At 67.0% G+C, this 21,764-nt stretch carries 32 protein-coding genes; 6 read left to right on the top strand and 26 right to left on the bottom strand.

Annotated elements, in window-relative coordinates; translation table 11 throughout:
- The first annotated feature begins 156 nt into the window (after window positions 1-156).
- Window positions 157-594: a D-aminoacyl-tRNA deacylase gene (gene dtd / locus ACNJ7K_RS12470; RefSeq protein WP_487041756.1), complete on the top strand. Its 438-nt coding sequence runs from the start codon at window positions 157-159 to the stop codon at window positions 592-594.
- Between the two features lie 24 nt (window positions 595-618).
- On the opposite strand, the gene map is transcribed toward dtd, so the two are convergent.
- From map to ACNJ7K_RS12345, 25 genes are all read right to left on the bottom strand, one after another.
- Window positions 619-1,416, bottom strand: coding sequence for a type I methionyl aminopeptidase (gene map, locus ACNJ7K_RS12465; RefSeq protein WP_026061662.1), 798 nt, complete (start codon window positions 1,414-1,416; stop codon window positions 619-621).
- A gap of 14 nt (window positions 1,417-1,430) precedes the next feature.
- On the bottom strand, window positions 1,431-1,976 hold the full coding sequence (locus ACNJ7K_RS12460) for an adenylate kinase (RefSeq protein WP_006554590.1): 546 nt from the start codon (window positions 1,974-1,976) through the stop codon (window positions 1,431-1,433).
- Window positions 1,973-3,286, bottom strand: a complete 1,314-nt coding sequence (gene secY, locus ACNJ7K_RS12455) for a preprotein translocase subunit SecY (protein WP_006554591.1) — start codon at window positions 3,284-3,286, stop codon at window positions 1,973-1,975. The genes ACNJ7K_RS12460 and secY overlap by 4 nt, the downstream gene beginning before the upstream one ends.
- A 227-nt stretch (window positions 3,287-3,513) precedes the next feature.
- A complete protein-coding gene (rplO, locus tag ACNJ7K_RS12450; protein ID WP_006554592.1) occupies window positions 3,514-3,957 on the bottom strand; it encodes a 50S ribosomal protein L15 in 444 nt (147 codons plus the stop codon).
- 2 nt (window positions 3,958-3,959) lie between these two features.
- Window positions 3,960-4,139 carry a 50S ribosomal protein L30 gene (rpmD, locus tag ACNJ7K_RS12445; RefSeq protein WP_006554593.1) on the bottom strand — a complete coding sequence of 60 codons (180 nt, stop codon included), beginning with the start codon at window positions 4,137-4,139 and terminating at the stop codon, window positions 3,960-3,962.
- On the bottom strand, window positions 4,139-4,786 hold the full coding sequence (gene rpsE, locus ACNJ7K_RS12440; RefSeq protein ID WP_006554594.1) for a 30S ribosomal protein S5: 648 nt from the start codon (window positions 4,784-4,786) through the stop codon (window positions 4,139-4,141). Before rpsE ends, rpmD begins: the two co-directional genes overlap by 1 nt.
- 31 nt (window positions 4,787-4,817) lie before the next feature.
- Window positions 4,818-5,225 carry a 50S ribosomal protein L18 gene (gene rplR / locus ACNJ7K_RS12435; RefSeq protein WP_006554595.1) on the bottom strand — a complete coding sequence of 136 codons (408 nt, stop codon included), beginning with the start codon at window positions 5,223-5,225 and terminating at the stop codon, window positions 4,818-4,820.
- Window positions 5,226-5,227: 2 nt separating this feature from the next.
- Complete coding sequence (gene rplF / locus ACNJ7K_RS12430; protein WP_060654861.1) at window positions 5,228-5,767, bottom strand: 50S ribosomal protein L6; 540 nt, start codon at window positions 5,765-5,767, stop codon at window positions 5,228-5,230.
- 15 nt (window positions 5,768-5,782) lie between these two features.
- The gene (gene rpsH, locus ACNJ7K_RS12425; RefSeq protein WP_006554597.1) at window positions 5,783-6,181 is read right to left on the bottom strand and encodes a 30S ribosomal protein S8; all 399 of its coding nucleotides are present in this window, start codon (window positions 6,179-6,181) and stop codon (window positions 5,783-5,785) included.
- A 173-nt stretch (window positions 6,182-6,354) separates the two neighbouring features.
- On the bottom strand, window positions 6,355-6,540 hold the full coding sequence (locus ACNJ7K_RS12420; protein ID WP_006554598.1) for a type Z 30S ribosomal protein S14: 186 nt from the start codon (window positions 6,538-6,540) through the stop codon (window positions 6,355-6,357).
- A gap of 4 nt (window positions 6,541-6,544) precedes the next feature.
- The gene (gene rplE / locus ACNJ7K_RS12415) at window positions 6,545-7,111 is read right to left on the bottom strand and encodes a 50S ribosomal protein L5 (RefSeq protein WP_120279963.1); all 567 of its coding nucleotides are present in this window, start codon (window positions 7,109-7,111) and stop codon (window positions 6,545-6,547) included.
- Between the two features lies 1 nt (window position 7,112).
- Window positions 7,113-7,430 (bottom strand): 50S ribosomal protein L24, encoded by a 318-nt coding sequence (gene rplX, locus ACNJ7K_RS12410; protein ID WP_006554600.1) that lies wholly within the window; start codon window positions 7,428-7,430, stop codon window positions 7,113-7,115.
- Window positions 7,430-7,798, bottom strand: a complete 369-nt coding sequence (gene rplN / locus ACNJ7K_RS12405) for a 50S ribosomal protein L14 (RefSeq protein WP_006554601.1) — start codon at window positions 7,796-7,798, stop codon at window positions 7,430-7,432. Before rplN ends, rplX begins: the two co-directional genes overlap by 1 nt.
- A 318-nt stretch (window positions 7,799-8,116) precedes the next feature.
- The gene (rpsQ, locus tag ACNJ7K_RS12400) at window positions 8,117-8,401 is read right to left on the bottom strand and encodes a 30S ribosomal protein S17 (RefSeq protein ID WP_024101619.1); all 285 of its coding nucleotides are present in this window, start codon (window positions 8,399-8,401) and stop codon (window positions 8,117-8,119) included.
- Complete coding sequence (gene rpmC, locus ACNJ7K_RS12395) at window positions 8,398-8,634, bottom strand: 50S ribosomal protein L29 (protein WP_006554603.1); 237 nt, start codon at window positions 8,632-8,634, stop codon at window positions 8,398-8,400. The genes rpsQ and rpmC overlap by 4 nt, the downstream gene beginning before the upstream one ends.
- Entirely contained in the window at window positions 8,634-9,050 is a 417-nt protein-coding gene (rplP, locus tag ACNJ7K_RS12390) for a 50S ribosomal protein L16 (protein ID WP_006554604.1), read from the bottom strand. The genes rpmC and rplP overlap by 1 nt, the downstream gene beginning before the upstream one ends.
- Window positions 9,051-9,054: 4 nt before the next feature.
- Complete coding sequence (rpsC, locus tag ACNJ7K_RS12385) at window positions 9,055-9,852, bottom strand: 30S ribosomal protein S3 (protein WP_006554605.1); 798 nt, start codon at window positions 9,850-9,852, stop codon at window positions 9,055-9,057.
- Window positions 9,852-10,244: a 50S ribosomal protein L22 gene (rplV, locus tag ACNJ7K_RS12380; RefSeq protein WP_006554606.1), complete on the bottom strand. Its 393-nt coding sequence runs from the start codon at window positions 10,242-10,244 to the stop codon at window positions 9,852-9,854. The genes rpsC and rplV overlap by 1 nt, the downstream gene beginning before the upstream one ends.
- On the bottom strand, window positions 10,241-10,522 hold the full coding sequence (rpsS, locus tag ACNJ7K_RS12375) for a 30S ribosomal protein S19 (protein ID WP_003938088.1): 282 nt from the start codon (window positions 10,520-10,522) through the stop codon (window positions 10,241-10,243). Before rpsS ends, rplV begins: the two co-directional genes overlap by 4 nt.
- 19 nt (window positions 10,523-10,541) lie before the next feature.
- Complete coding sequence (gene rplB / locus ACNJ7K_RS12370; RefSeq protein ID WP_024101620.1) at window positions 10,542-11,375, bottom strand: 50S ribosomal protein L2; 834 nt, start codon at window positions 11,373-11,375, stop codon at window positions 10,542-10,544.
- A gap of 38 nt (window positions 11,376-11,413) precedes the next feature.
- The gene (gene rplW, locus ACNJ7K_RS12365) at window positions 11,414-11,719 is read right to left on the bottom strand and encodes a 50S ribosomal protein L23 (protein ID WP_006554608.1); all 306 of its coding nucleotides are present in this window, start codon (window positions 11,717-11,719) and stop codon (window positions 11,414-11,416) included.
- On the bottom strand, window positions 11,716-12,399 hold the full coding sequence (gene rplD, locus ACNJ7K_RS12360; RefSeq protein WP_159417811.1) for a 50S ribosomal protein L4: 684 nt from the start codon (window positions 12,397-12,399) through the stop codon (window positions 11,716-11,718). Before rplD ends, rplW begins: the two co-directional genes overlap by 4 nt.
- The gene (rplC, locus tag ACNJ7K_RS12355; protein ID WP_006554610.1) at window positions 12,396-13,049 is read right to left on the bottom strand and encodes a 50S ribosomal protein L3; all 654 of its coding nucleotides are present in this window, start codon (window positions 13,047-13,049) and stop codon (window positions 12,396-12,398) included. Before rplC ends, rplD begins: the two co-directional genes overlap by 4 nt.
- 45 nt (window positions 13,050-13,094) lie before the next feature.
- Window positions 13,095-13,400, bottom strand: coding sequence for a 30S ribosomal protein S10 (gene rpsJ / locus ACNJ7K_RS12350; protein ID WP_003938093.1), 306 nt, complete (start codon window positions 13,398-13,400; stop codon window positions 13,095-13,097).
- Window positions 13,401-13,885: 485 nt separating this feature from the next.
- Window positions 13,886-15,394, bottom strand: coding sequence for an amidase (locus ACNJ7K_RS12345; RefSeq protein WP_041803423.1), 1,509 nt, complete (start codon window positions 15,392-15,394; stop codon window positions 13,886-13,888).
- A 282-nt stretch (window positions 15,395-15,676) separates the two neighbouring features.
- Between ACNJ7K_RS12345 and ACNJ7K_RS12340 the strand changes: the two genes are divergently transcribed.
- From ACNJ7K_RS12340 to ACNJ7K_RS12320, 5 genes are all read left to right on the top strand, one after another.
- Entirely contained in the window at window positions 15,677-16,372 is a 696-nt protein-coding gene (locus tag ACNJ7K_RS12340; protein WP_051424840.1) for a GntR family transcriptional regulator, read from the top strand.
- A gap of 151 nt (window positions 16,373-16,523) precedes the next feature.
- Window positions 16,524-17,579 carry an ATP-binding cassette domain-containing protein gene (locus ACNJ7K_RS12335; RefSeq protein WP_159417810.1) on the top strand — a complete coding sequence of 352 codons (1,056 nt, stop codon included), beginning with the start codon at window positions 16,524-16,526 and terminating at the stop codon, window positions 17,577-17,579.
- The gene (locus tag ACNJ7K_RS12330; protein WP_159417809.1) at window positions 17,576-18,442 is read left to right on the top strand and encodes an ABC transporter permease; all 867 of its coding nucleotides are present in this window, start codon (window positions 17,576-17,578) and stop codon (window positions 18,440-18,442) included. The genes ACNJ7K_RS12335 and ACNJ7K_RS12330 overlap by 4 nt, the downstream gene beginning before the upstream one ends.
- Before the next feature lie 4 nt (window positions 18,443-18,446).
- Window positions 18,447-19,328, top strand: coding sequence for an ABC transporter permease (locus ACNJ7K_RS12325; protein WP_088897611.1), 882 nt, complete (start codon window positions 18,447-18,449; stop codon window positions 19,326-19,328).
- A gap of 100 nt (window positions 19,329-19,428) precedes the next feature.
- Complete coding sequence (locus ACNJ7K_RS12320) at window positions 19,429-20,493, top strand: esterase/lipase family protein (protein WP_120279965.1); 1,065 nt, start codon at window positions 19,429-19,431, stop codon at window positions 20,491-20,493.
- 107 nt (window positions 20,494-20,600) lie between these two features.
- Here the strand turns inward: ACNJ7K_RS12320 and ACNJ7K_RS12315 are convergent, their stop codons facing one another.
- Window positions 20,601-21,671 (bottom strand): alpha/beta hydrolase, encoded by a 1,071-nt coding sequence (locus ACNJ7K_RS12315; RefSeq protein ID WP_487041755.1) that lies wholly within the window; start codon window positions 21,669-21,671, stop codon window positions 20,601-20,603.
- Window positions 21,672-21,764: the final 93 nt, after the last annotated feature.

Here is a 21,764-nt window from a genome sequence, read left to right as displayed (position 1 = left end):
AACTCCGGGACCGGACACGAACCGAGATTCGAAGGAATTCGACACGGGACCGATCGGAGCGCAGCGCGCACCACCGATCAATGGTACGGGAAGTTGACCGTCCAGGACAAATGAGCTCGGGCACACCCGTGCCCACGACCAGGAGGAGGACCGCACGTGCGGGCGTTGATCCAGCGGGTGACCACGGCGGCGGTGGCGGTGGACGGAGCCGAGGTGGCCCGTATCACGCCGGCCGAGGGTGGTCACGGCCTGCTCGTGCTGGTCGGCGTCACGCACGACGACGACGAGGCCAAGGCCGCGACGCTCGCCCGCAAGGTGTGGACGATGCGCATCCTCGAGGACGAACGCTCCGCCTCCGACGTCGACGCCCCGATCCTGGTGGTCAGCCAGTTCACGCTCATGGCCGACACGAGGAGGAGCCGGCGTCCGTCGTGGTCGGCCGCCGCTCCCCGCCCGATCGCCGAACCCCTCGTCGATGCGTTCGCGAATGCTCTCCGAGATCTGGGGGCGACGGTGGAGACCGGGAAGTTCGGGGCCCACATGGAGGTGAGCCTCGTCAACGACGGACCGGTCACGCTCCTCGTCGAGGTCTGAACCCGCGCGGCGTGACCGCGACCGTCACTCCGGACGGACGGTGAGGATGCGGGGGCCGTCCTCGGTGACCGCGACCGTGTGCTCCCAGTGCGCGGCCCGGCTGCCGTCGACGGTCACGACCGTCCACTCGTCGTCGAGGACCTCGGTCTCGTAGGTACCGAGGGTGAGCATCGGCTCGACTGCGAGCACCGACCCGACGACGAGCTTCGGGCCCTTGCCCGGCTTGCCTTCGTTGGGGAGGAAGGGATCCATGTGCATCTCGCGCCCGATCCCGTGACCGCCGTAGCCGTCGACGATGCCGTACGAGCGGCCGTGCAACTTCTCGGCGGCGTGCGTGCCCTGCTCGATCGCATGCGAGACGTCGGTCAGGCGGTTGCCCGGGAGCATCGCCGCGATACCGGCCTCGAGCGACAGACGGGTGGCCTCGCTCAGATCGATGTCGGCCTGCGACAGCTCCCCGATCCCGAAGGTCCACGCCGAGTCGCCGTGCCAGCCGTCGAGGATCGCACCGCAGTCGATCGACACGAGGTCGCCCTCGGCGAGCACCACCGACGCCGACGGGATGCCGTGGACGACGACCTCGTTGACCGACGAACAGATCGAACCGGTGAAGCCGTGGTAGCCCAGGAAGGACGGAACGGCCCCCGCATCGCGGATGACCGATTCCGCCACCTGGTCGAGTTCCAGGGTGCTCACGCCCGGCTTGGCGGCCTCGCGCACTGCGACGAGTGCGGCCCCGACCACGGCTCCCGCCGCTGCCATCGCGTCGAGTTCACCCGAGGTGCGGAACGGAACCACTGAGCGCTTGCGCCCGAAACCCATGTCGAACTACCCGTCTACTTTCCGAGTGCGGACAGAGCCCGCGAATTGATCTCCTCGACCTCACCGATCGCGTCGACCGTGATGATCGAGTCGGCGTAGTAGTCGAGCAGCGGGGCCGTCTCCTCACGGTAGACCCGGAGACGGTTGCGGATCACGTCTTCGGTGTCGTCGGCGCGACCGCGGGCGAGCATGCGCTCGACCACGACGTCCTCGTCGATGACGAAGGACAACACGCCGTCGAGCTCGACGCCGAGATCCTTCAGGATGTTCTCGAGTTCCTTGGCCTGCTCCACGCTGCGCGGGAAGCCGTCGAGGAGGAAGCCGTTGGCGGCGTCGGGCTCCGCCAGACGCTCACGCACCATGTTGTTGGTGATCTCGGCGGGAACGAGCTCCCCCGCGTCGATGTACTTCTTGGCCTCGACGCCGAGCGGGGTGCCCTGCCCGATGTTCGCGCGGAAAAGATCGCCCGTCGAGATGGCGGGGACGCCGAGCTTCTCGGACAGAATCGCGGCCTGTGTGCCCTTGCCGGCACCGGGAGGACCGAGCAGTACAAGTCTCACTTGAGGAACCCTTCGTAGTTGCGCTGCATCAGTTGACTTTCGATCTGCTTGACAGTGTCCAGCGCGACACTGACGAGAATGAGAACCGCGGCGCCACCGAAGATGCTCGAGGCCGTCTGGCTGCCGGACAGGAAGAAGTTCGGCAGCGTCGCGATGAGACCGAGGTAGATCGAGCCCGGAACCGTGATGCGGTTGAGCACGAAACTGAGATATTCGGCGGTCGGGCGACCGGGGCGGATGCCCGGGATGAAACCGCCGTACTTCTTCATCTCGTCGGCCCGCTCCTCCGGATTGAAGGTGATGGCGACGTAGAAGAAGACGAAGAACACGATCAGGGCGAAGTAGATCGCGATGTAGACCGGGTTGTTCGGATTGACCAGGTACTCGTTGATGATCCGCTGCCACCAACTCGGATCCGGGTTCGTCGTGGCACCGGTGAGCTGCGCAACGAGGTTGGGCAGGTACAGCAGCGACGACGCGAAGATCACGGGGATGATGCCCGCCTGGTTGACCTTCAACGGCAGGTAGGTCGACGACCCGCCGTACATACGACGGCCGACCATGCGCTTGGCGTACTGCACCGGGATCCGGCGCTGACCCTGCTCGATGAACACGACGCCCGTGATGAGCGCCAGGGCCACGACACAGACGATCGCGAAGACGAGGCCGCCGCGGGATTCGAGGATCATGCGACCCTCGCTCGGCAGCGCGGCCGCGATACCGGCGAAGATCAGCAGCGACATGCCGTTGCCGACACCGCGTTCGGTGATGAGCTCACCGAACCACATGACGACGGCGGCACCGGCGGTCATCACCAGCACGATGACGACCATCCCGAAGATGCTGTCGTCGGCGAGGATCGGCTCCGAACAGCCCTGCAGCAGCTGCCCTCGGGCGGCGAGGGCGACGATGCCGGTGGCCTGCAGGACGGCGAGCGCGACGGCGAGATAACGCGTGTACTGCGTCATCTTGGCCTGGCCGGACTGGCCCTCCTTGCGCAGTTCCTCGAATCGTGGAATGACCACGGTGAGCAGCTGGACGATGATGCTCGCGGTGATGAACGGCATGATGCCGATCGCGAAGACCGACAACTGCAGTAGCGCGCCGCCGGAGAACAGATTGATCAGCGAGTAGATGCCGGCCTGCTCGCTGCCGGCGAGCTGATCGACACAGGCCTGGACGTTGCCGTAGTCGACGCCCGGGGACGGCACGGTAGCACCGAGGCGGTACAGCGCCACGAGCCCGAGGGCGATGAGAATCTTCCGCCTCAGGTCCGGTGTCCTGAGGGCCGAGACGAAGGCGGAAAGCAAAGATCCTCCTGGCGGGCCGATCGGGGACGACGGATCGAGAGGGATCCGTCGGACGGTAGACAACTCTGAAACTCTAACAGTGGGCCCCGATGAGAGGGGTAGCCCGGTAGCCTATGTCACCGCTGCGAACGCAGACTATGACACCGCTGTGAACGCGCGAACGGCCGCGGTGCAGCTATCTGCACCGCGGCCGTTCGACAGCCGTGACTCACACGCGAAAGTACAGGTCAGGCCTGGACGGTCGCGCTGCCACCGGCTGCAGCGATCTTCTCCTGAGCGGAGGCCGAGAACTTGTCGGCGGTGACCTGCACGGCCACCGTCAGCTCGCCCTCGCCGAGGACCTTGACGAGCTGGTTCTTGCGAACCAGACCCTTCGCCACGAGGTCCGCGACACCGATCTGTCCACCCTCGGGGAACACGCGAGCGATGTCCCCGACGTTGACGATCTGGTACTCGGTACGGAATGCGTTCTTGAAGCCCTTGAGCTTCGGCAGACGCATGTGGATGGGCATCTGGCCACCCTCGAAGGCCGGCGACACGTTCTTGCGTGCCTTCGTGCCCTTCGTACCGCGGCCGGCGGTCTTGCCCTTCGAACCTTCACCGCGTCCGACGCGGGTCTTGTCCGTCTTCGCACCCGGAGCCGGGCGCAGGTGATGCAGCTTGATGGTCATTCTCAGACCTCCTCAACAGTGACGAGGTGACGCACCACGTTGATGAGGCCGCGGTTCTGCGCGTTGTCCTCGCGGACGACGGACTGGCGGATCTTCCGCAGACCGAGGGTCCGGAGGCTGTCGCGCTGATTCGACTTGGCCCCGATGGTGCTCTTGATCTGGGTGATCTTCAGCTCTGCCATTACTTCACGCTCCCAGCAGCCTGTGCACGGGCGCGCAGCATGCCGGCGGGGGCAACTTCCTCGAGGGTGAGGCCACGGCGAGCCGCAACTTCCTCGGGACGCTGCAGACCCTTGAGGGCCGCAACCGTCGCGTGCACCACATTGATGGCGTTGTCGGAGCCGAGCGACTTCGACAGGATGTCGTGGACACCCGCGCACTCCAGCACCGCGCGCACAGCGCCACCGGCGATGACACCGGTACCGGGGGAAGCCGGACGCAGCAGGACGACACCGGCTGCAGCCTCTCCCTGGACGGGGTGGGTGATGGTTCCGCCGATGAGCGGGACGCGGAAGAAGTTCTTGCGAGCTTCCTCGACACCCTTCTGGATGGCCGCGGGAACTTCCTTGGCCTTGCCGTAGCCGACACCGACCAGGCCGTTGCCGTCGCCCACGATCACCAGAGCGGTGAAGCTGAAGCGACGACCGCCCTTGACGACCTTCGACACACGGTTGATCGAGACGACACGCTCGATGTAATTCGACTTCTCGGCAGCGTTGCCGCCGCGCGAGTCGCGGTCGCGGCGGTCGCGACCGCCACGGTTGTCACCGCTGTTGGGGTTCTGTCCGGCGGGGCCGTTGCCGCCGTCACGCCGCTGACGTCCCGGCATCAGGCGTTCCTTCCGTTCGAGAAAATGGTCATCAGAACTTCAACCCGCTTTCGCGAGCCGCGTCCGCGAGGGCCGCGATGCGTCCGCTGTAGGTGTGGCCACCGCGGTCGAAGACCACGGCTTCCACGCCGGCAGCCTTCGCGCGCTCGGCGATCAGCTGACCGACCTTCGCGCCGCGAGCCTTCTTGTCGCCCTCGAGAGCGCGCACATCGGGTTCGATGGACGACGCTGCGGCGAGGGTGGTGCCCGTCAGATCGTCGACCAGCTGCACGTGCAGGTGGCGCGACGACCGGTTGACGACGAGGCGGGGACGCTCGGCGGTGCCGGAGATCTTCTTGCGGAGGCGGAAGTGACGACGCGTCTTCGAAAGGCGACGCGTGGTGGAGGCGTCCTTGCCGCGCGGGATGCGCTTGGCCTTCTGGTTCTCGGTCTGGCTCATGATCACTTACCCGTCTTTCCGACCTTGCGACGGACCTGTTCACCCTCGTAGCGGATGCCCTTGCCCTTGTACGGGTCGGACTTGCGCAGCCGGCGGATGTTGGCCGCGATCTGGCCGACCTTCTGCTTGTCGATGCCCGAGATCGAGAAGCGCGTGGGGTTCTCGACGGCGAACGTGATGCCCTCGGGAGCCTCGATCAGCACGGGGTGGCTGTAGCCGAGCGAGAACTCGAGGTCCTTGCCCTTGAGAGCCACGCGGTAGCCGACGCCGTGGATCTCCATCTTCGTGGTGTAACCCTCGGTCACGCCGACGATGAGGTTCTGCACGAGCGTCCGCGACAGGCCGTGCAGCGCACGGCTGCGACGCTCGTCGTTCGGGCGCGTGACGTTGATTGCCCCGTCCTCGCCCTTGGCGATGGCGATCGGCTCGGCGATCGTCAGGGACAGGTTGCCCTTGGGGCCCTTGACTGCAACATCCTGGCCGTCGATGGTGACCTCGACGCCCGAAGGAACTGCAACGGGGAGTTTTCCGATTCGCGACATTGTGGTGGCCTCCCTTTACCAGACGTAGGCGAGGACTTCCCCGCCCACTCCCTGCTTGGCCGCCTGGCGATCGGTGAGCAGACCGGAGGACGTGGAGATGATCGCCACGCCGAGGCCGCCCAGGACCTTGGGCAGGTTGGTGGATTTCGCGTACACGCGCAGGCCGGGCTTCGACACGCGACGCACGCCGGCGAGGCTGCGCTCACGGGAAGGTCCGTACTTGAGGTCGACGATGAGGGTCTTGCCCACCTCGGCGTCCTCGGTGCGGTAGTCGGAGATGTAGCCCTCGCGCTTGAGGATCTCGGCGATGTTCACCTTGATCTTCGAGGACGGGAGCTTGACCTCGTCGTGGTACGCCGTGTTGGCGTTACGCAGACGCGTCAAGAAGTCTGCGATGGGGTCGGTCATGGTCATGGCTGACCTGTTCACCTTTCTCGATGCGGTTCCCATGCAACGCCGGAACGTGCCGGCCGTGGGCCTACATCGAAACTCGGTTCGATAGCGGATTCGTCGGCCGGATCGGCGACGAACCCATGACAGCGTGACAGTGGGCGGAGAACTACTCGGTCCTCCGCCCACCGCTCACGTCACCAGGAGCTCTTGTGAACTCCCGGAAGTTCTCCGCGGTGTGCCATCTCGCGAAGGCAGATGCGGCAGAGTCCGAACTTGCGGAAGACCGAGTGCGGGCGCCCGCAGCGCTGGCAGCGGGTGTAGGCGCGCACCGCGAACTTCGGCTTCTTGTTGGCCTTGTTGACCAGTGCCTTCTTAGCCATGGGCTCAGTTCTCCTTGAACGGGAAGCCGAGGTGCTTGAGCAGGGCACGGCCTTCTTCGTTGTTGGTAGCGGTGGTCACGACAGTGATGTCCATGCCGCGCGGGCGGTCGATGCGGTCCACGTCGATCTCGTGGAACATCGACTGCTCGTTCAGGCCGAACGTGTAGTTGCCGTTGCCGTCGAACTGGTTGCCGTTGAGGCCACGGAAGTCCCGGATACGGGGAAGCGCGATGGACACGAGACGGTCCAGGAACTCCCACATGCGGTCGCCGCGCAGCGTGACGCGCGCACCGATCGGCATGCCCTCGCGCAGCTTGAACTGTGCGATGGACTTGCGGGCCTTACGGATCTCCGGCTTCTGACCGGTGATGAGCGCGAGGTCGTTGACGGCTCCGTTGATGAGCTTCGCGTCGCGGGCGGCGTCGCCGACACCCATGTTGACGACGACCTTCACGACGCCGGGGATCTGCATGACGTTCGCGTAGTCGAACTCCGCGTTCAGCGCGTCCTTGATCTCGGCGCGGTAGCGGGCCTTCAGGCGCGGCTGGGTCTTGTTCTCGGTGGAAGTCATGTCAGAGGTCCTTCCCGTTCTTCCGGGAAATCCGAACGCGCTTGCCGGTTTCCTCATCGGTGCGGTAGCCCACGCGGGTGGGGTTTCCGTCCGAGTCGACGACCGCAACGTTGGAAACGTGGATCGGGGCCTCCTGCGTCACGATGCCGCCGGAGGAGGCGCCACGCTCGTTCGCAGAGACGGCGGTGTGCTTCTTGATACGGTTCACGCCCTCGACGAGGACCTTGCCGGTCGCCGGGTAGGCCGCGATGACCTTGCCCTTGGCGCCCTTGTCCTTGCCCGAGATGACGAGCACGGTGTCACCCTTGTGCACCTTCATCACAGCACCTCCGGAGCGAGCGAGACGATCTTCATGAACCGCTTGTCGCGGAGCTCGCGACCGACGGGTCCGAAGATGCGGGTGCCGCGAGGATCGTTGTCGCCCTTGATGATGACGGCAGCGTTCTCGTCGAACTTGATGTAGGAACCGTCCGGACGGCGGCGCTCCTTGGCGGTGCGCACGATCACGGCCTTGACGACATCGCCACGCTTGACGTTGCCGCCGGGGATCGCGTCCTTGACGGTGGCGACGATGACGTCACCGATTCCGGCGTAGCGACGGGACGAGCCACCGAGAACGCGGATGCAGAGGATCTCCTTGGCACCCGTGTTGTCGGCGACGCGCAGTCGCGACTCCTGCTGGATCACTTACTTCTCCTTGACCTGGATTGGTGTGTACGTCAGATTTCCGACCTGGACGTACGCGGTCGTCGGCTGCCTGCAGCGCACGTGCGAATCACACACGGGTCCTGTAAGCAACCCGTCCAGAGTAGGCCATATACCGTACGCAGGGCAAATTCGCGAATTGTGATGTCACTCCCCACCCCGGCACCGGGCGTGTCGCAGCGACGTCCACCGTCCCCCACGCGAGGGCTGCACCTACTACCGGACGCACAGCACCCCACCACCCGCGGTGCGGGTGGTGGGGTGCTGCATGTTCTCGGTCCTCTCGAGGACGAGGAGGCCTTACTTGGCCTTCTCGAGCACCTCGACCAGACGCCAGCGCTTCGACGCGGACAGCGGACGGGTCTCCATCAGCTGCACGCGGTCGCCGATGCCGGCCAGACCGTTCTCGTCGTGCGCCTTCACCTTGGTCGTACGGCGGATGATCTTGCCGTACAGCGGGTGCTTCACACGGTCCTCGAGCTCGACGACGATGGTCTTCTCCATCTTGTCCGAGACGACGTAACCGATGCGGACCTTGCGGCTCGCGCGCTGTTCCTGGTTGCTCACTGCCTTTTCCTCACTCATGCCACGTCACCCGCATTCGGGCCGGTGGCCAGTCCGAGCTCGCGCTCGCGCAGCACCGTGTAGATACGGGCGATCTCGTTGCGCACGACGCGGAGCCGACGGTTGTTGTCCAGCTGACCGGTGGCCATCTGGAAGCGGAGGTTGAACAGCTCTTCCTTGGCTTCGCGGAGCTTGTCGGTCAGCTCTTCGTCGCTCAGCTCGCGGAGTTCCGCGGCGGGGGTACCGGTAGCCATCAGAACTGCTCCTCCCTCGTCACGATGCGGCACTTGCAGGGGAGCTTGTGCATCGCGCGACGCAGGGCCTCGCGCGCAATCTCCTCGTTGGGGTAGCTCATCTCGAACAGCACGCGACCGGGCTTGACGTTCGCGACCCACCACTCCGGCGAACCCTTACCGGAACCCATGCGGGTCTCGGCAGGCTTCTTGGTGAGGGGGCGATCCGGGAAGATGTTGATCCAGATCTTGCCGCCACGCTTGATGTGCCGGGTCATGGCGATACGAGCGGACTCGATCTGCCGGTTGGTGATGTAGGCCGGCTCGAGAGCCTGGATGCCGTAGTCACCGAAGGCCACCTGGGTTCCGCCCTTGGCGGCACCCGTACGGCTCGGATGGTGCTGCTTGCGGTGTTTGACCCGCCGGGGGATCAACATTGCGTCAGCCCTCCTTGTTCTCGGTCGAGGCAGGGGCGTCGCTCGATGCGGCGCGGCCGGCCTCGGTGCTCGTCGCGGTGGTGCCCGACGCGCCGGAACGACGCGGGCGGCTCGGACGCTCACGACGCGGCCGGTCGGCGGGAGCAGCTGCAGCAGCAGCAAGCTCACGACGGCCACCGACGATGTCGCCCTTGTAGATCCAGACCTTCACGCCGATACGGCCGAAGGTGGTCCGTGCCTCGTAGAGGCCGTAGTCGATGTCCGCGCGCAGCGTGTGCAGCGGGACGCGACCTTCGCGGTAGAACTCCGAACGCGACATCTCGGCGCCACCGAGGCGGCCCGAGCACTGCACGCGGATGCCCTTGACGTTCGGCTGACGCATGGCCGACTGGATGGCCTTGCGCATCGCACGACGGAAGGCGACACGGTTCGAGAGCTGCTCGGCGACGCCCTGCGCCACGAGCTGAGCCTCGGACTCGGAGTTCTTGACCTCGAGGATGTTCAGCTGGACCTGCTTACCGGTCAGCTTCTCGAGCTCGGCGCGGATGCGATCGGCCTCGGCGCCGCGGCGTCCGATGACGATGCCCGGACGAGCGGTGTGGATGTCCACACGCACACGGTCGCGGGTGCGCTCGATCTCGACCTTCGCGATGCCGGCGCGCTCGAGGCCGGAGGCCAGGAACTTGCGGATCGCGACATCTTCCTTGACGTAGTCCGCGTACTGCTTGTCCGCGTACCAACGAGACTTCCAGTCGGTGGTGACGCCCAGACGGAAGCCGTGCGGGTTGATCTTCTGGCCCACTACTGAGCTCCCTTCCGGCGGTTACGAGTCGAGGCCGACCCGACGCTTTCCACGATCACGGTGATGTGGCTCGACCGCTTGCGGATGCGGAACGCACGGCCCTGGGCACGCGGCTGGAACCGCTTCAGGGTCGCGCCCTCGTCCACGTACGCAGTCGCGACGACGAGCGTGCTGGGGTCGAGGTTGTAGTTGTTCTGCGCGTTCGCAGCGGCCGACGCGATCACCTTGGCGACCGGCTCGGCCGCGGCCTGCGGCGCGAACTTGAGGATGGCCAGGGCCTCCTCGACGGACTTACCGCGAACGATGTCGACGACGCGGCGCGCCTTCATCGGGGTCACACGCACGTGGCGCGCAACAGCCCGAGCGCTGTTGGTGGTGGTTTCAGTGCTCATCGACGCTTGCTCTTCCGGTCGTCCTTGATGTGGCCCTTGAACGTACGGGTCGGCGCGAACTCACCGAGCTTGTGACCGACCATGGACTCCGAGACGAACACCGGCACGTGCTTGCGTCCATCGTGGACAGCGAACGTATGACCGATGAAGTCGGGCAGAATCGTGGAACGGCGCGACCAGGTCTTGATGACCTGCTTGGTGCCCTTCTCGTTCTGCGTGTCCACCTTCGCCAGGAGGTGGTCGTCGACGAACGGGCCCTTCTTGAGGCTGCGTGGCATTCTCTAACTCCCTCCTTGACTAGCGCTTCTTGCCGGTACGGCGACGACGGACGATGAGCTTGTCGGACGCCTTGTTCTTGCGGGTGCGGCCCTCGGGCTTGCCCCACGGGCTGACCGGGTGGCGACCACCCGAGGTCTTGCCCTCGCCACCACCGTGCGGGTGGTCGACCGGGTTCATCACGACACCACGGACGGTCGGGCGCTTGCCCTTCCAGCGCATACGGCCGGCCTTGCCCCAGTTGATGTTCGACTGCTCGGCGTTGCCGACCTCGCCGACGGTGGCGCGGCAGCGCACGTCGACGCGACGGATCTCGCCGGAGGGCATACGCAGCGTGGCGTAGGTGCCTTCCTTACCGAGGAGCTGGATGCTCGCACCGGCGGAGCGGGCCATCTTGGCGCCGCCACCCGGACGCAGCTCGACCGCGTGGATGGTCGTACCCGTCGGGATGTTGCGCAGCGGCAGGTTGTTGCCGGGCTTGATGTCGGCGTTGGGGCCCGACTCGACCGGGGCACCCTGCACGAGGCCCTTGGGGGCGATGATGTAGCGCTTCTCGCCGTCCACGTAGTGGAGCAGCGCGATGCGCGCGGTGCGGTTGGGGTCGTACTCGATGTGAGCGACCTTGGCCGGCACGCCGTCCTTGTCGTTGCGACGGAAATCGATCAGGCGGTAGGCGCGCTTGTGTCCGCCACCCTTGTGACGGGTGGTGATGCGGCCGTGCGCGTTACGTCCACCGCGACCGTGCAGCGGGCGCACCAGCGACTTCTCGGGCGTCGACCGAGTGATCTCGGCGAAGTCCGCCACGCTGGCGCCACGACGGCCCGGCGTAGTCGGCTTGTACTTACGGATTGCCATGAGTCTTCTCGTCCTCTATCTCTCGAGAGTTCCGATCGCTAGGCGACCGGGCCTCCGAAGATCTCGATGGGCTTGCTGTCGGCCGTGAGGGTCACGAGCGCGCGCTTGGTGTTCTTGCGCTTGCCGTAACCGAACCGGGTCCGCTTGCGCTTGCCCTGACGGTTGGCGGTGTTGACGCTGCTCACCTTGACGCCGAAGACCTTCTCGACGGCAATCTTGATCTGCGTCTTGTTCGAGTCCGGGTGGACCAGGAAGGTGTAGGTGCCCTCTTCCATCAGCCCGTAGGACTTCTCGGAGACGACGGGAGCCAGCAGGATGTCGCGAGGATCGGCGATCGTGCTCACTTGCTCTCCTCCTTCACTTCCTGGCCGGACTCGGCCGGCCCGTGGATGAACGTGTTGAGCGCCTCGACGCTGAACACGACGTCATCGCTGTAGAGCACGTCGTAGGTGTTCAGCTGATCCGGCGCGAGCGCGTGGACGTTGGGAAGGTTCTGAACCGACTTCCACGCCGCCACGTCTTCACGGCCGACGACGAGCAGGACCTTCTTGCGGTCGCTGATCTCGCCCAGGAACGTGCGAGCACTCTTCGTCGACGGGGTCTGACCGGGGACGAGTTCGGTGATCACGTGGATGCGCTCGTTGCGCGCCCGGTCGGAGAGGGCTCCGCGCAGGGCGGCGGCCTTCATCTTCTTGGGGGTGCGCTGGCTGTAGTCGCGCGGCTGCGGGCCGTGGACGGTGCCACCGCCGGCGAACTGCGGCGCACGGGTCGAGCCCTGACGTGCGCGGCCGGTGCCCTTCTGGCGGTACGGCTTCTTGCCACCGCCGCGAACCTCGCCGCGGGTCTTGGTGGCGTGCGTTCCCTGGCGGGCCGCGGCGAGCTGCGCGGTGACGACCTGGTGCAGCAGCGCGATGTTCGCGGGAGCGTCGAAGATCTCGGCGGGGAGATCGACGGAGCCGGAGGTCTGGCCACCGGGGGCCTTGACGTCCAGGGTCAGCTTGGTTGCGGTCTCGGTGCTGGTCATGCCCGTGCACCACCCTTCACTGCGGTCTTGACGATCACGAGGCCGCCCTTGCGACCCGGGATCGCGCCCTTGATCAGCAGCAGACCGTTCTCGGCGTCCACCTTGTGGACCGAGAGGTTCTGCGTCGTGATGCGGTCGGAGCCCATACGGCCGGACATGCGCGTGCCCTTGAACACGCGGCCCGGGGTGGCGCAACCACCGATGGAGCCCGGACGACGGTGCACGGCCTGCGTACCGTGCGACGCACCCTGGCCGGCGAAGCCGTGACGCTTCATCGTGCCGGCGAAGCCCTTGCCCTTCGAGGTGCCGGTGACGTCGACGTAGGCGCCGTCCTCGAACACCTCTGCGGTGAGTTCCTGGCCGACCTCGTACTCGGAGGCGTCCTCGATCCGGAGCTCGACCAGGTGACGGCGCGGCGTGACGCCGGCCTTCTCGAACTGGCCGCGAACCGGCTTGTTGACCTTGCGCGGCGCGATGGCACCGTAGGCGAGCTGCACGGCGTTGTAGCCGTCGCGCTCCTCGGTGCGGATCTGCGTGACCACGTTCGGTCCGGCCTTGACGACGGTGACCGGAACGACCCGGTTGTTCTCGTCGAAGACCTGGGTCATGCCGAGCTTGGTGCCCAGGATTCCCTTGATCTGGTTAGTCATGTGTTGTCTCCGCTGCGTCTTTCACAAGCTCGCTGTAATCGAATGTCACTGAATGTTGACGTCGACACTCGCCGGGAGATCGATGCGCATGAGCGCGTCGACGGTCTTCGGCGTCGGGTCGAGAATGTCGATGAGCCGCTTGTGCGTCCGCATCTCGAAGTGCTCGCGCGAGTCCTTGTACTTGTGCGGCGAGCGGATGACGCAGTACACGTTCTTTTCAGTGGGCAACGGCACCGGGCCGACCACGCGGGCACCCGTACGGGTCACCGTCTCGACGATCTTGCGCGCAGATGCGTCGATCGCCTCGTGGTCATAGGCCTTGAGCCTGATGCGGATCTTCTGTCCCGCCACGCTTAGTGTCCTTTTCTTGCCGCGTTTCGTGATCCCCGGCGGAGCCGGAAACCACCTCGTCTGCACAGTTCCCCAGGGAACGGCGACCGAGAACAGCACTCGAAACACAGTGCGAGCCGGACGTATCCGATCCGCTTGCCGCTGTTCATCTGTCATTGTTCTCCGGTCCACGCGGTCGGGCGTGTCGGCCCGCCGCTCATTCCCCGGCGTCGATGCTCGAAGGCTTCGACACCGCAAGGAACGGAACCGGCTGCGCTCCGCAGGAGCGCACAGGGGTACTGCTTCCGTCTTGCATGTGGCCGCGACCAGGCCGTGAGGCTCGATCCGCGACTGTCACGTCTTTCCCGTTCCGAGCCGCGAAACATCCATGGCCCGGTCAAGGCAACCCGACCAGTATGCAGGAGCACGGCCGAGAGTTCAACTCACGACGGTGCGTGATGTGCACCTCGGCGATACGCCGCGCGGTCGGGTCCGCGTGGTCGAGCCTAGCCGATGGGGTTCATCGGCAGGGTCCGAACCGGAGCGGCCGCCCCGATCGTATTCGTCGGGTCGGGACCGGGGCCCGGCGGCACCAGCGCGACCTCGGGGACCCGTGCGCCGGCGGCGACGAGCTGCGGCTCGTCGCGCCAGATCGGCAGTGCCTCCTGCAGTTCGAGCCCGATGCCGATGAGACGTTCGTCCTGCCACGGCCGCGCACCGAGCTGCACACCGACCGGCATCCCCGTCGCGGCGGAGTACCCGGCAGGCAGGGTCACCACGGGGGCACCGGAGTAGTTCGCCCAGCGCACGGGGCCCGTCACTCCGGCCGTGACACTGATGCCGAGGAACTCCTGGCGTCGTGCGCCGTCGACGGAGGCGCCGGGCAGCATGATCGCGTCGAGATCCTGGTCGACGAACATCCGGTTGTAGTCGCTCTGGTAGCGCAGGCGGTCGCGTTCGAAGGTGAGGTAGTCGCCCACCGGCACGGCCAGCGAGGCCACCGCCGTGCCTGCGGCCACCGCGTTCTCGGGGCGGTACAGGCCGAGCCGGTCGGTGAACTGCTGGTGGTAGGCGCCCATCTCGACCTGATCGCCGGTCGCGAGAGATTCGGGCAGCGGCGGCATCGTCACCGGGACGGTGACCGCGCCGAGCGACTCCGCCACCCGCGCCGCGTCGTCGACGACGCGCTGCACGGCCTCGGGAGGTGCGGGATTCGTGTTCACGGGCAGCCCGATGCGCACGCCGGCGAGGGGACTCGCTCCCCCGGCCGCCGTCACCGGGTAACCGCCCTCGGGAACGTCGGGGCCGAGTGCCGTGATCGGGTCGGCCGGGTCCGCGCCCGCGAGCACGGTCATCATCAGGGACGCGTCCGCGACGCTGCGGCCCATCGGACCCACGTGGTCGCGGGTCCAGGTCAGCGGGATCATGCCGTGCGAGGTGATGCGCCCGTAGGTCGGCTTGATCGAGGAGACACCACAGGCGCTCGCCGGGAACCGGACCGAACCGCCGGTGTCGCTGCCGAGCGCGAGGGGCGCGAACCGCGCGGCGAGCACGGCCGCGCTGCCGCCGGACGATCCGCCGGGCGACATCTCGGTGTTCCACGGGTTGCCCACCTGCGGGGTGGCGACACCGATCGCGAATTCGTCGGTGTGCGCGTGCCCCATGAGCACCGCGCCGGCGTCCTCGAGTCGGCGCCACACACCCGAGTGCCCGGCCGCGATGTTGCCCTCGAGGACGCGACTCGACGCGGTGAGCGGAAGTCCGGAGACCGCGAAGATGTCCTTGAGAGCGATCGGAAGCCCGCACACGAGCGGTGCCGGGGCCTGGTCGCGGCGCGCGCGGGCGAGCCGCTCCCCCGCCGCGTCGGCCGCCGCGTAGGCGATCTCGGGGTAGAGCCGGATCCACGCACCGATCGCTCCGTCGTACGAGCGGGTGCGGTCCAGACAGGCGTCGAGCAGTTCCCGGGGGTGCAGTTCGCCGGCGTGCAGCAGCGCCGCCGCCTCGACCGCACTCATCCTCGCGGGATCGGTGACGGTGACGGTGTCGGGTGGAGGGAGCCTGCGTGGCGGAGCCGCACGACCGCTCCCCGCGGTCGCACCCCACGCGAACAATCCGCCGGCGGCCCCTCCCAGTAACCGTCGGCGTGATACTCCGGTGCTCACCCCGCCAACCAAACCACGGACTGCGTCACGATCCGGGCGAGGCGGGGAATGTGTGCCACATGTCACCCCCGGCCGTGATGCCGCCGAGACCGTGCGGTGATAATGCGAGCCGTCCATCAGAGGAAGGCGCATGCCATGAACTCGTCCGCTTCGTCCGGATCATCACGGTCCCCGAAGATTCGTCGGCGACCGCAGCTCTCGGACGACGTGGCGGCGCACGTGAGAAACCTCATCATGTCCGGCGGTGTGCGACCCGGCGATTTCGTCCGTCTGGACGAGACCGCGGCCGACCTCGGGGTGAGCGTGACCCCGGTGCGCGAGGCTCTGCTGACCCTCCGTGGTGAGGGGCTCGTCGAACTCGTCCCCCATCGCGGGTACGTGGTGTCCCCGCTCGACAGATCGGACATCGACGACATCTTCTGGCTCCAGGGCAGACTCGCCGAGCGGCTCGTGGAGCGCGCCGCGACCCTGATGACGGCCGAGACCCTCGCGGAGCTCGACGAGCTGGCCGCGCGTTTCGCCGAGGCCGTGCGGGCCGGTGACGGCGCGCGCATCGAGGACCTCGAATTCGAGTTCCACCGGACGTTGAACCGGGTGGCGCGTTCGCGCAAGCTCGCGTGGTTCCTCCACAACGCGACCCGGTACACCCCCGTGCACTTCTACTCCGACGATCGCAACTGGGGGACGGCGGCGATCGCCTCACACGAGCGGTTGCTGCAGGCGCTGCGCACCGGTGACGTCGAGGCCGCCGGACGCGAGACGCGCGAACACTTCACCGACGGGGCCCACCGACTCGTCGAACACCTCGAAGATCTCGGCGTCTGGTCCTGACCGACCGGCGTGAACACCCCGAGGGGAACGGACGTCGGCGCCGACGCGCATGTCCGTCCGCCCCTCCCGGGATCGTGCGCACCGGTACGATTCCGACGGTGACGGACCGACCCGTCCCCGACGGGGACCGAGATCTACGGCGGGGTGTGATGTGAGCGATCACGACCAGGCAGTTCTCGTGGAGGACGTCCACAAGTCGTTCGGCGACGTCCACGCACTCGACGGGATCAGCTTCTCTGCACCGCCGGGCCGTGTCCTCGGCATCCTCGGCCCCAACGGCGCCGGCAAGACCACGATGGTCAAGGTGCTGTCGACACTGTTGCGTCCCACCTCGGGTCGCGCCGTGGTCGCCGGGCACGATGTGGTCGCCGACGCCGCAGCGGTCCGGCGGTCGATCATGATGACCGGCCAGTTCGCCGCGCTCGACGACACCCTCACCGGCCGGGAGAACCTGATCCTGTTCGGCCGCCTGATGGGTCTGGACAAGAAGTCGGCCACCCGGCGAGCCGACGATCTGCTCCGGGAGTTCGATCTCGTCGACGCCGGTCGTCGCCCCGTGAAGGGTTATTCCGGCGGTATGCGCCGACGGGTCGACATCGCGTGCGGCCTCGTGGTCCGTCCCAAGGTGGTCTTCCTCGACGAGCCGACCACCGGTCTCGACCCGCGCAGCCGGCAGGGCGTGTGGTCGCTGGTGGGGGCGCTCAAGGACCAGGGCATCACGGTGCTCCTGACGACGCAGTACCTCGAAGAGGCCGACGTGCTGAGCGACAACATCATCGTCATCGACAAAGGCACCGTGATCGCGGAGGGCACCGCGAACCAGCTGAAGTCCTCCGCGGGTGGCACCCAATGCGAGATCGTTCCGGCCGACCCGCGGGCGATACCCGAGATCCTGCACGCCCTGAACGGTCTTCTCTCCCAGGACGTCCTGGTGGGTACGGTCCCCGACACGGATCGGGTGTCCGTCCCGGCACCGGACGGCGCCGCGACCCTCACCGAGGTGCTGCGGCGCATCGAACCCCTGGGCATCGAACTCGCCGACATCGGTCTGCGACGTCCCTCGCTCGACGACGTCTTCCTCCGCCTCACCGGGCACTCCGCTTCCGACGGCGGCGATCCGACGGACGGTGGCCCCACGAACGACGGCCCGACAGCGCCGCCCGAGGCGGAACGAGCGGAGCCTGCGCCGGCAGGTGAGCGGCCGTGACGGCCCGCACCGACGAGACGGTCCGCGGGACGGAAGCCTCCACGGTCTCGTTCACCGACTCCCCGTCCACCCTTCCCGCACGTCGGGGAGGGGTCCACCGCCGGATCACGCCGTCGGGCGTCGAGCAGTGGTGGGTGCTGACGCTCCGGTCGTTGCGCACGATGGCGCGGTACGGCGAGTTGGTCCTCGCGGTCCTGGCACCGTTCGTCTTCGGTCTCGGCTTCTATCTGCCGCTCAAGTTCGTGATGCAGTTGCAGGGCATCGACTACGCGCAGTTCCTGATGCCCATCATCGTGTTGCAGTCGATGGCGTTCACCGCCATCTCCGCGGCGCAGCTGGCAGCGCAGGAGGGCACGACCGGTGTGACCTCGCGTCTGCAGACGATGCCCGTCGCCCCGGCGGCGCCCCTGGCGTCACGGATGACGGCGAGCATGGTGCGGTCGGTCATCTCCTTGGCCGCGGCGATCGGATTCGGTTATCTCATCGGTTTCCGTTTCTCCGCCGGGCCCGGGCAGGCAGCGTTGTTCTGCGCGACCGCACTGATCATCAGCCTGTTGTTGTGCCTGGGCGCCGACGCGATCGGATGTCTGTCCCGGAGCCCCGAGGCCACAGCGCAGGCGCTGACCCTGCCGCAGCTGATCCTCGGGATGCTCTCGTGCGGTTTCGTGCCCGAGGAGGGATTCCCCGAGTGGATCAGACCGTTCGTCCGCAACCAGCCGATCTCGCAGTTCTCCTTCGCGATGCGCGACATGGCCCAGGACGGCGTGACCTGGGAGGTCTTCCGGCCGAGCCTGTTCTGGATGATCGGGCTGGCCGTGATCTGCATCCCGGGCGCCGTGTGGGCCGCGACGAGGCGGGAGTGAGTCGATGAGCAAGACCGTCGAGACACAGCGGGCACGGGCCCGATCGCGAGAGCGGGCAGGGACTCCGGGTCGCGCCTTCGCCTATCCCGAACCGGATCGCGTCCGCAGCGAGAGTTCCCTCGGCGCACTGTGGGAGCACAGCCGCCTGCAGTGCGGTCGCCTGCTGCTCCGGTGGGCCCGCGATCCGGCCACGATGATCCAGGCGCTCATCTATCCGGCGCTCACCCTGGTGATGTTCCGCATCGTGCTCGGCGACAGCATCACCGCCGCGACGGGCTATTCGTCGATCTTCGGCACCGTGCCCATGATCGTGCTCGTCGGCGCGATGTTCGGCTCGGTCGTCAGCGCGGTGGGGCTGCGCACCGAACGCGATTCCGGCCTGCTGAGCCGGTTCCACACGCTGCCCGTCCACCGCTCGTCCGGTCTGGTGGGACGATTGATGGCGGAGATGGTGCGTGTGTTCGTCACCTCTCTCGTGATCTTCGCCGCCGGCATGGCGTTGGGTTTCCGGTTCACGCAGGGCATCGGCCCCACCCTGCTCAGCCTTGTGGTCCCGCTGATCTTCGGTCTGGGATTCGCGATGATGGTGACGGCTCTGGCGACCCTGCCGGGACGCACACCCCTCGTCGAGACCGTCTCGATCCTGTGCACCCTGCTCATGTTCTTCAACTCGGGGTTCGTGCCGGTCATGGCATATCCGAGCTGGCTGCAACCCGTGGTGGCGAACCAGCCGATGTCCTGCGCAATCGACACCATGCGCTCGCTCGCGATGGGTGGTCCGATCGCGGAACCGTTCCTGAAGACCGTCCTGTGGTCGGCCGGGATGGTGGCGATCTTCGTGGTCCCCGCCGTCGTCGGATACCGGCGCTCGGCCGAACAGAATTGATCTTCCACTCTCCGGACCACCCCGCGACCTGCTGTTACGCTGTCCCGCGATCCCGACCCGTGTGAACGCCGTACCCAGAGCGTTCGCCGAGGAGTTTCGTATGTTCCGTTTTCGTCGCAGCACACTCGTGTCCGGCGTCGCCGTCCTCGCCGTCTCCGCATCGGCACTCGTCGCGCCGGCGATCTCGGCCGCCGATCCGATCCCGTCCGACCGGCGGGCCGCCGATCCGGCGGCCACCGCCCCCGCTCCCGTACCGCTCCCCACCTCGGCGGATGCGCCGGACAGTCGCCTCGCTGCCCTGCTGAGCACGATGGGCCAGGGCGTCGACGGTGCGAACGACCTCGGGTGTGTACCGTCGCCGGAGCATCCACGTCCGGTCGTCCTCGTGCACGGCACCGGGGCGGGCATGTACCCGACATGGACCTATGTCGCGCCCGAACTCGAACGGCTCGGGTACTGCGTCTACGCATTGAACTACGGCGCCGCGCAGGGATATCTCGATCCCGATCGCACGGTGTGGGGCGTGTCGAACATCGAGAGGTCCGCCGAGGAACTCGGAACGTTCGTCGACGCGGTCCTCGAGCACACCGGCGCCGGGCAGGTCGATCTCGTCGGTCACTCCCAGGGTGGTGTCGTCTCCCGCCAGTACCTGAAGTTCGAGGGCGGCGCGAACCCGGCCGATCCCGCCCTCAACCGCGTCCGGAACCTCGTGATGCTGGGTGCGACCAACCACGGCACCACCTTCAACGGTCTCCAGCAGCTCTACACGGTGCTCGCCGTGCTCGGCCTGACTAACGGCAGCGATGCGGTGGCCGAGTTGTTGTTCCGCGGCACCGATCTCGGTGCCGCCGGCCAGCAGCAGTTGATCGGCTCGCGCATGCTCAGCAATCTCAACAAGGACGGCGACACCCGTCCCGGCGTGACGTACACGTCGATCGCCACGCGCTACGACCAGATCGTCACGCCACCGGAGAGCTCGTTCCTGCGGCCCGGACCGGGCGCCGAGGTCCGCAACGTGTGGGTCCAGGACGGCTGCCCGAGTTCCCCCGCCGACCACTCCACGATCCTCATGCGGCCCGAATCGCTCCACCTGGTGAAGGCCGCCCTCGACCCCGACTACGCGGCCGGAAACTCCGTGCCGTGCCCGGCGCCCGAGGCCGGATAGCGCCGTCGCACCTCGGTCGACCGTCGAACACCGAACACCGAACGCAGAAGGCCCCTACCGCTACGCGAGCGGTAGGGGCCTTCTGCTCTGCTCTGTCGCAGAGCCTGTCAGTCCGAGAGACCGAGGGCCTTTTCGAGGACAGGCCACGAATCCTTCAGGTCGTCCTGCCAGTAACCCCACGAGTGGGTGCCGGAGTCGCGGAAGTTGTAGGTGGCGGGGATGCCCAGCTGGTCGAGGCGGCCACGGAGGTTGTGCGTGCAGTAGTTGGTCGCAGCCTCGATGACACCGCCGACGACGATCTGGTTGGCGAGCACGTCGACCTCACCGTCGATCTGCGGGCCGTTCAGGGTGTCGTGGACACCCGGCAGTCCGGTGCCGTTGGAAATGTACAGATCGAGCCCGCGCAGCTCCTCGGCGTGCACGTAGGGGTCGTTCTCGACCCAGGCCGGATCATTGAGCTCGCCCCACATGTTGCGGGTGTCGCCGCCACCCCAGGTCTCGACGACGAGCTTGACGAACTGCTGACCGATCGGGTCGGAGGTCTGCGCGCACCCGCTGTAGGCCGCGACGCCCTGGTACAGGCCGGGGGCAGCGATGGGCAGCTGAAGGACGGACGTACCCGAGGACGACAGACCGGCGATCGCGTTGACGCCGTTGGTGCCGAGCGCGGCGTCGATCAGCGGCGGGATCTCCTTCGTCAGGAAGGTCTCCCACTTGTTGACGCCGAGCTCCGGGTCCTCGTTCTTCCAGTCGGTGTAGTAGCTCCACTTGCCGCCGACCGGCGAGACGATGTTGACGTTCTTGTCCTTGAAGAACTCGATCGCGTCGGTACGGAAGCGCCAGGTCGCGCTGTCCTCGCCGCCACCGGCGCCGTTGAGGAGGTACAGCGTCGGGCGCGGTTCGCTCGTGTCGGCCGGGCGCCAGACGTCGAGCAGGATCTCCTTGTCCATCGAAGCGGAGTACACGTAGACCAGCAGCTGCTGCTCGCCGTAGTTCTCGATACGGGTGATCTTGGAGCCGTTCTCGCTGGTCACCGACTCGATCGGCTGAAGCGTGTCCGCGACCGGGTCCGCCCCGGCGGTCACGCCGCCGAAGAACAACGGCAGGGCGACGACCGCCGCGGAGACCGCAGCGAACCTCACCTTCCGAGCTCGCGTCCTCGACTGGACAACCTTCATTCCGACAACCTCCTCAGACCCGCTTCCGGGCGTGGGCTACAGACCTCGGGCGGGGCCGAGGCGCGCCGTCCGGCGCAGCACAACGTGTATCGA

Origin of the sequence: Rhodococcus shunpengi (assembly GCF_048381395.1) — a bacterium.
In the GTDB taxonomy this organism is placed as follows: domain Bacteria; phylum Actinomycetota; class Actinomycetes; order Mycobacteriales; family Mycobacteriaceae; genus Rhodococcus.
The sequence above is the reverse complement of the archived record's forward strand: the minus strand, read 5'-3'. Positions and strand labels throughout refer to the sequence as shown.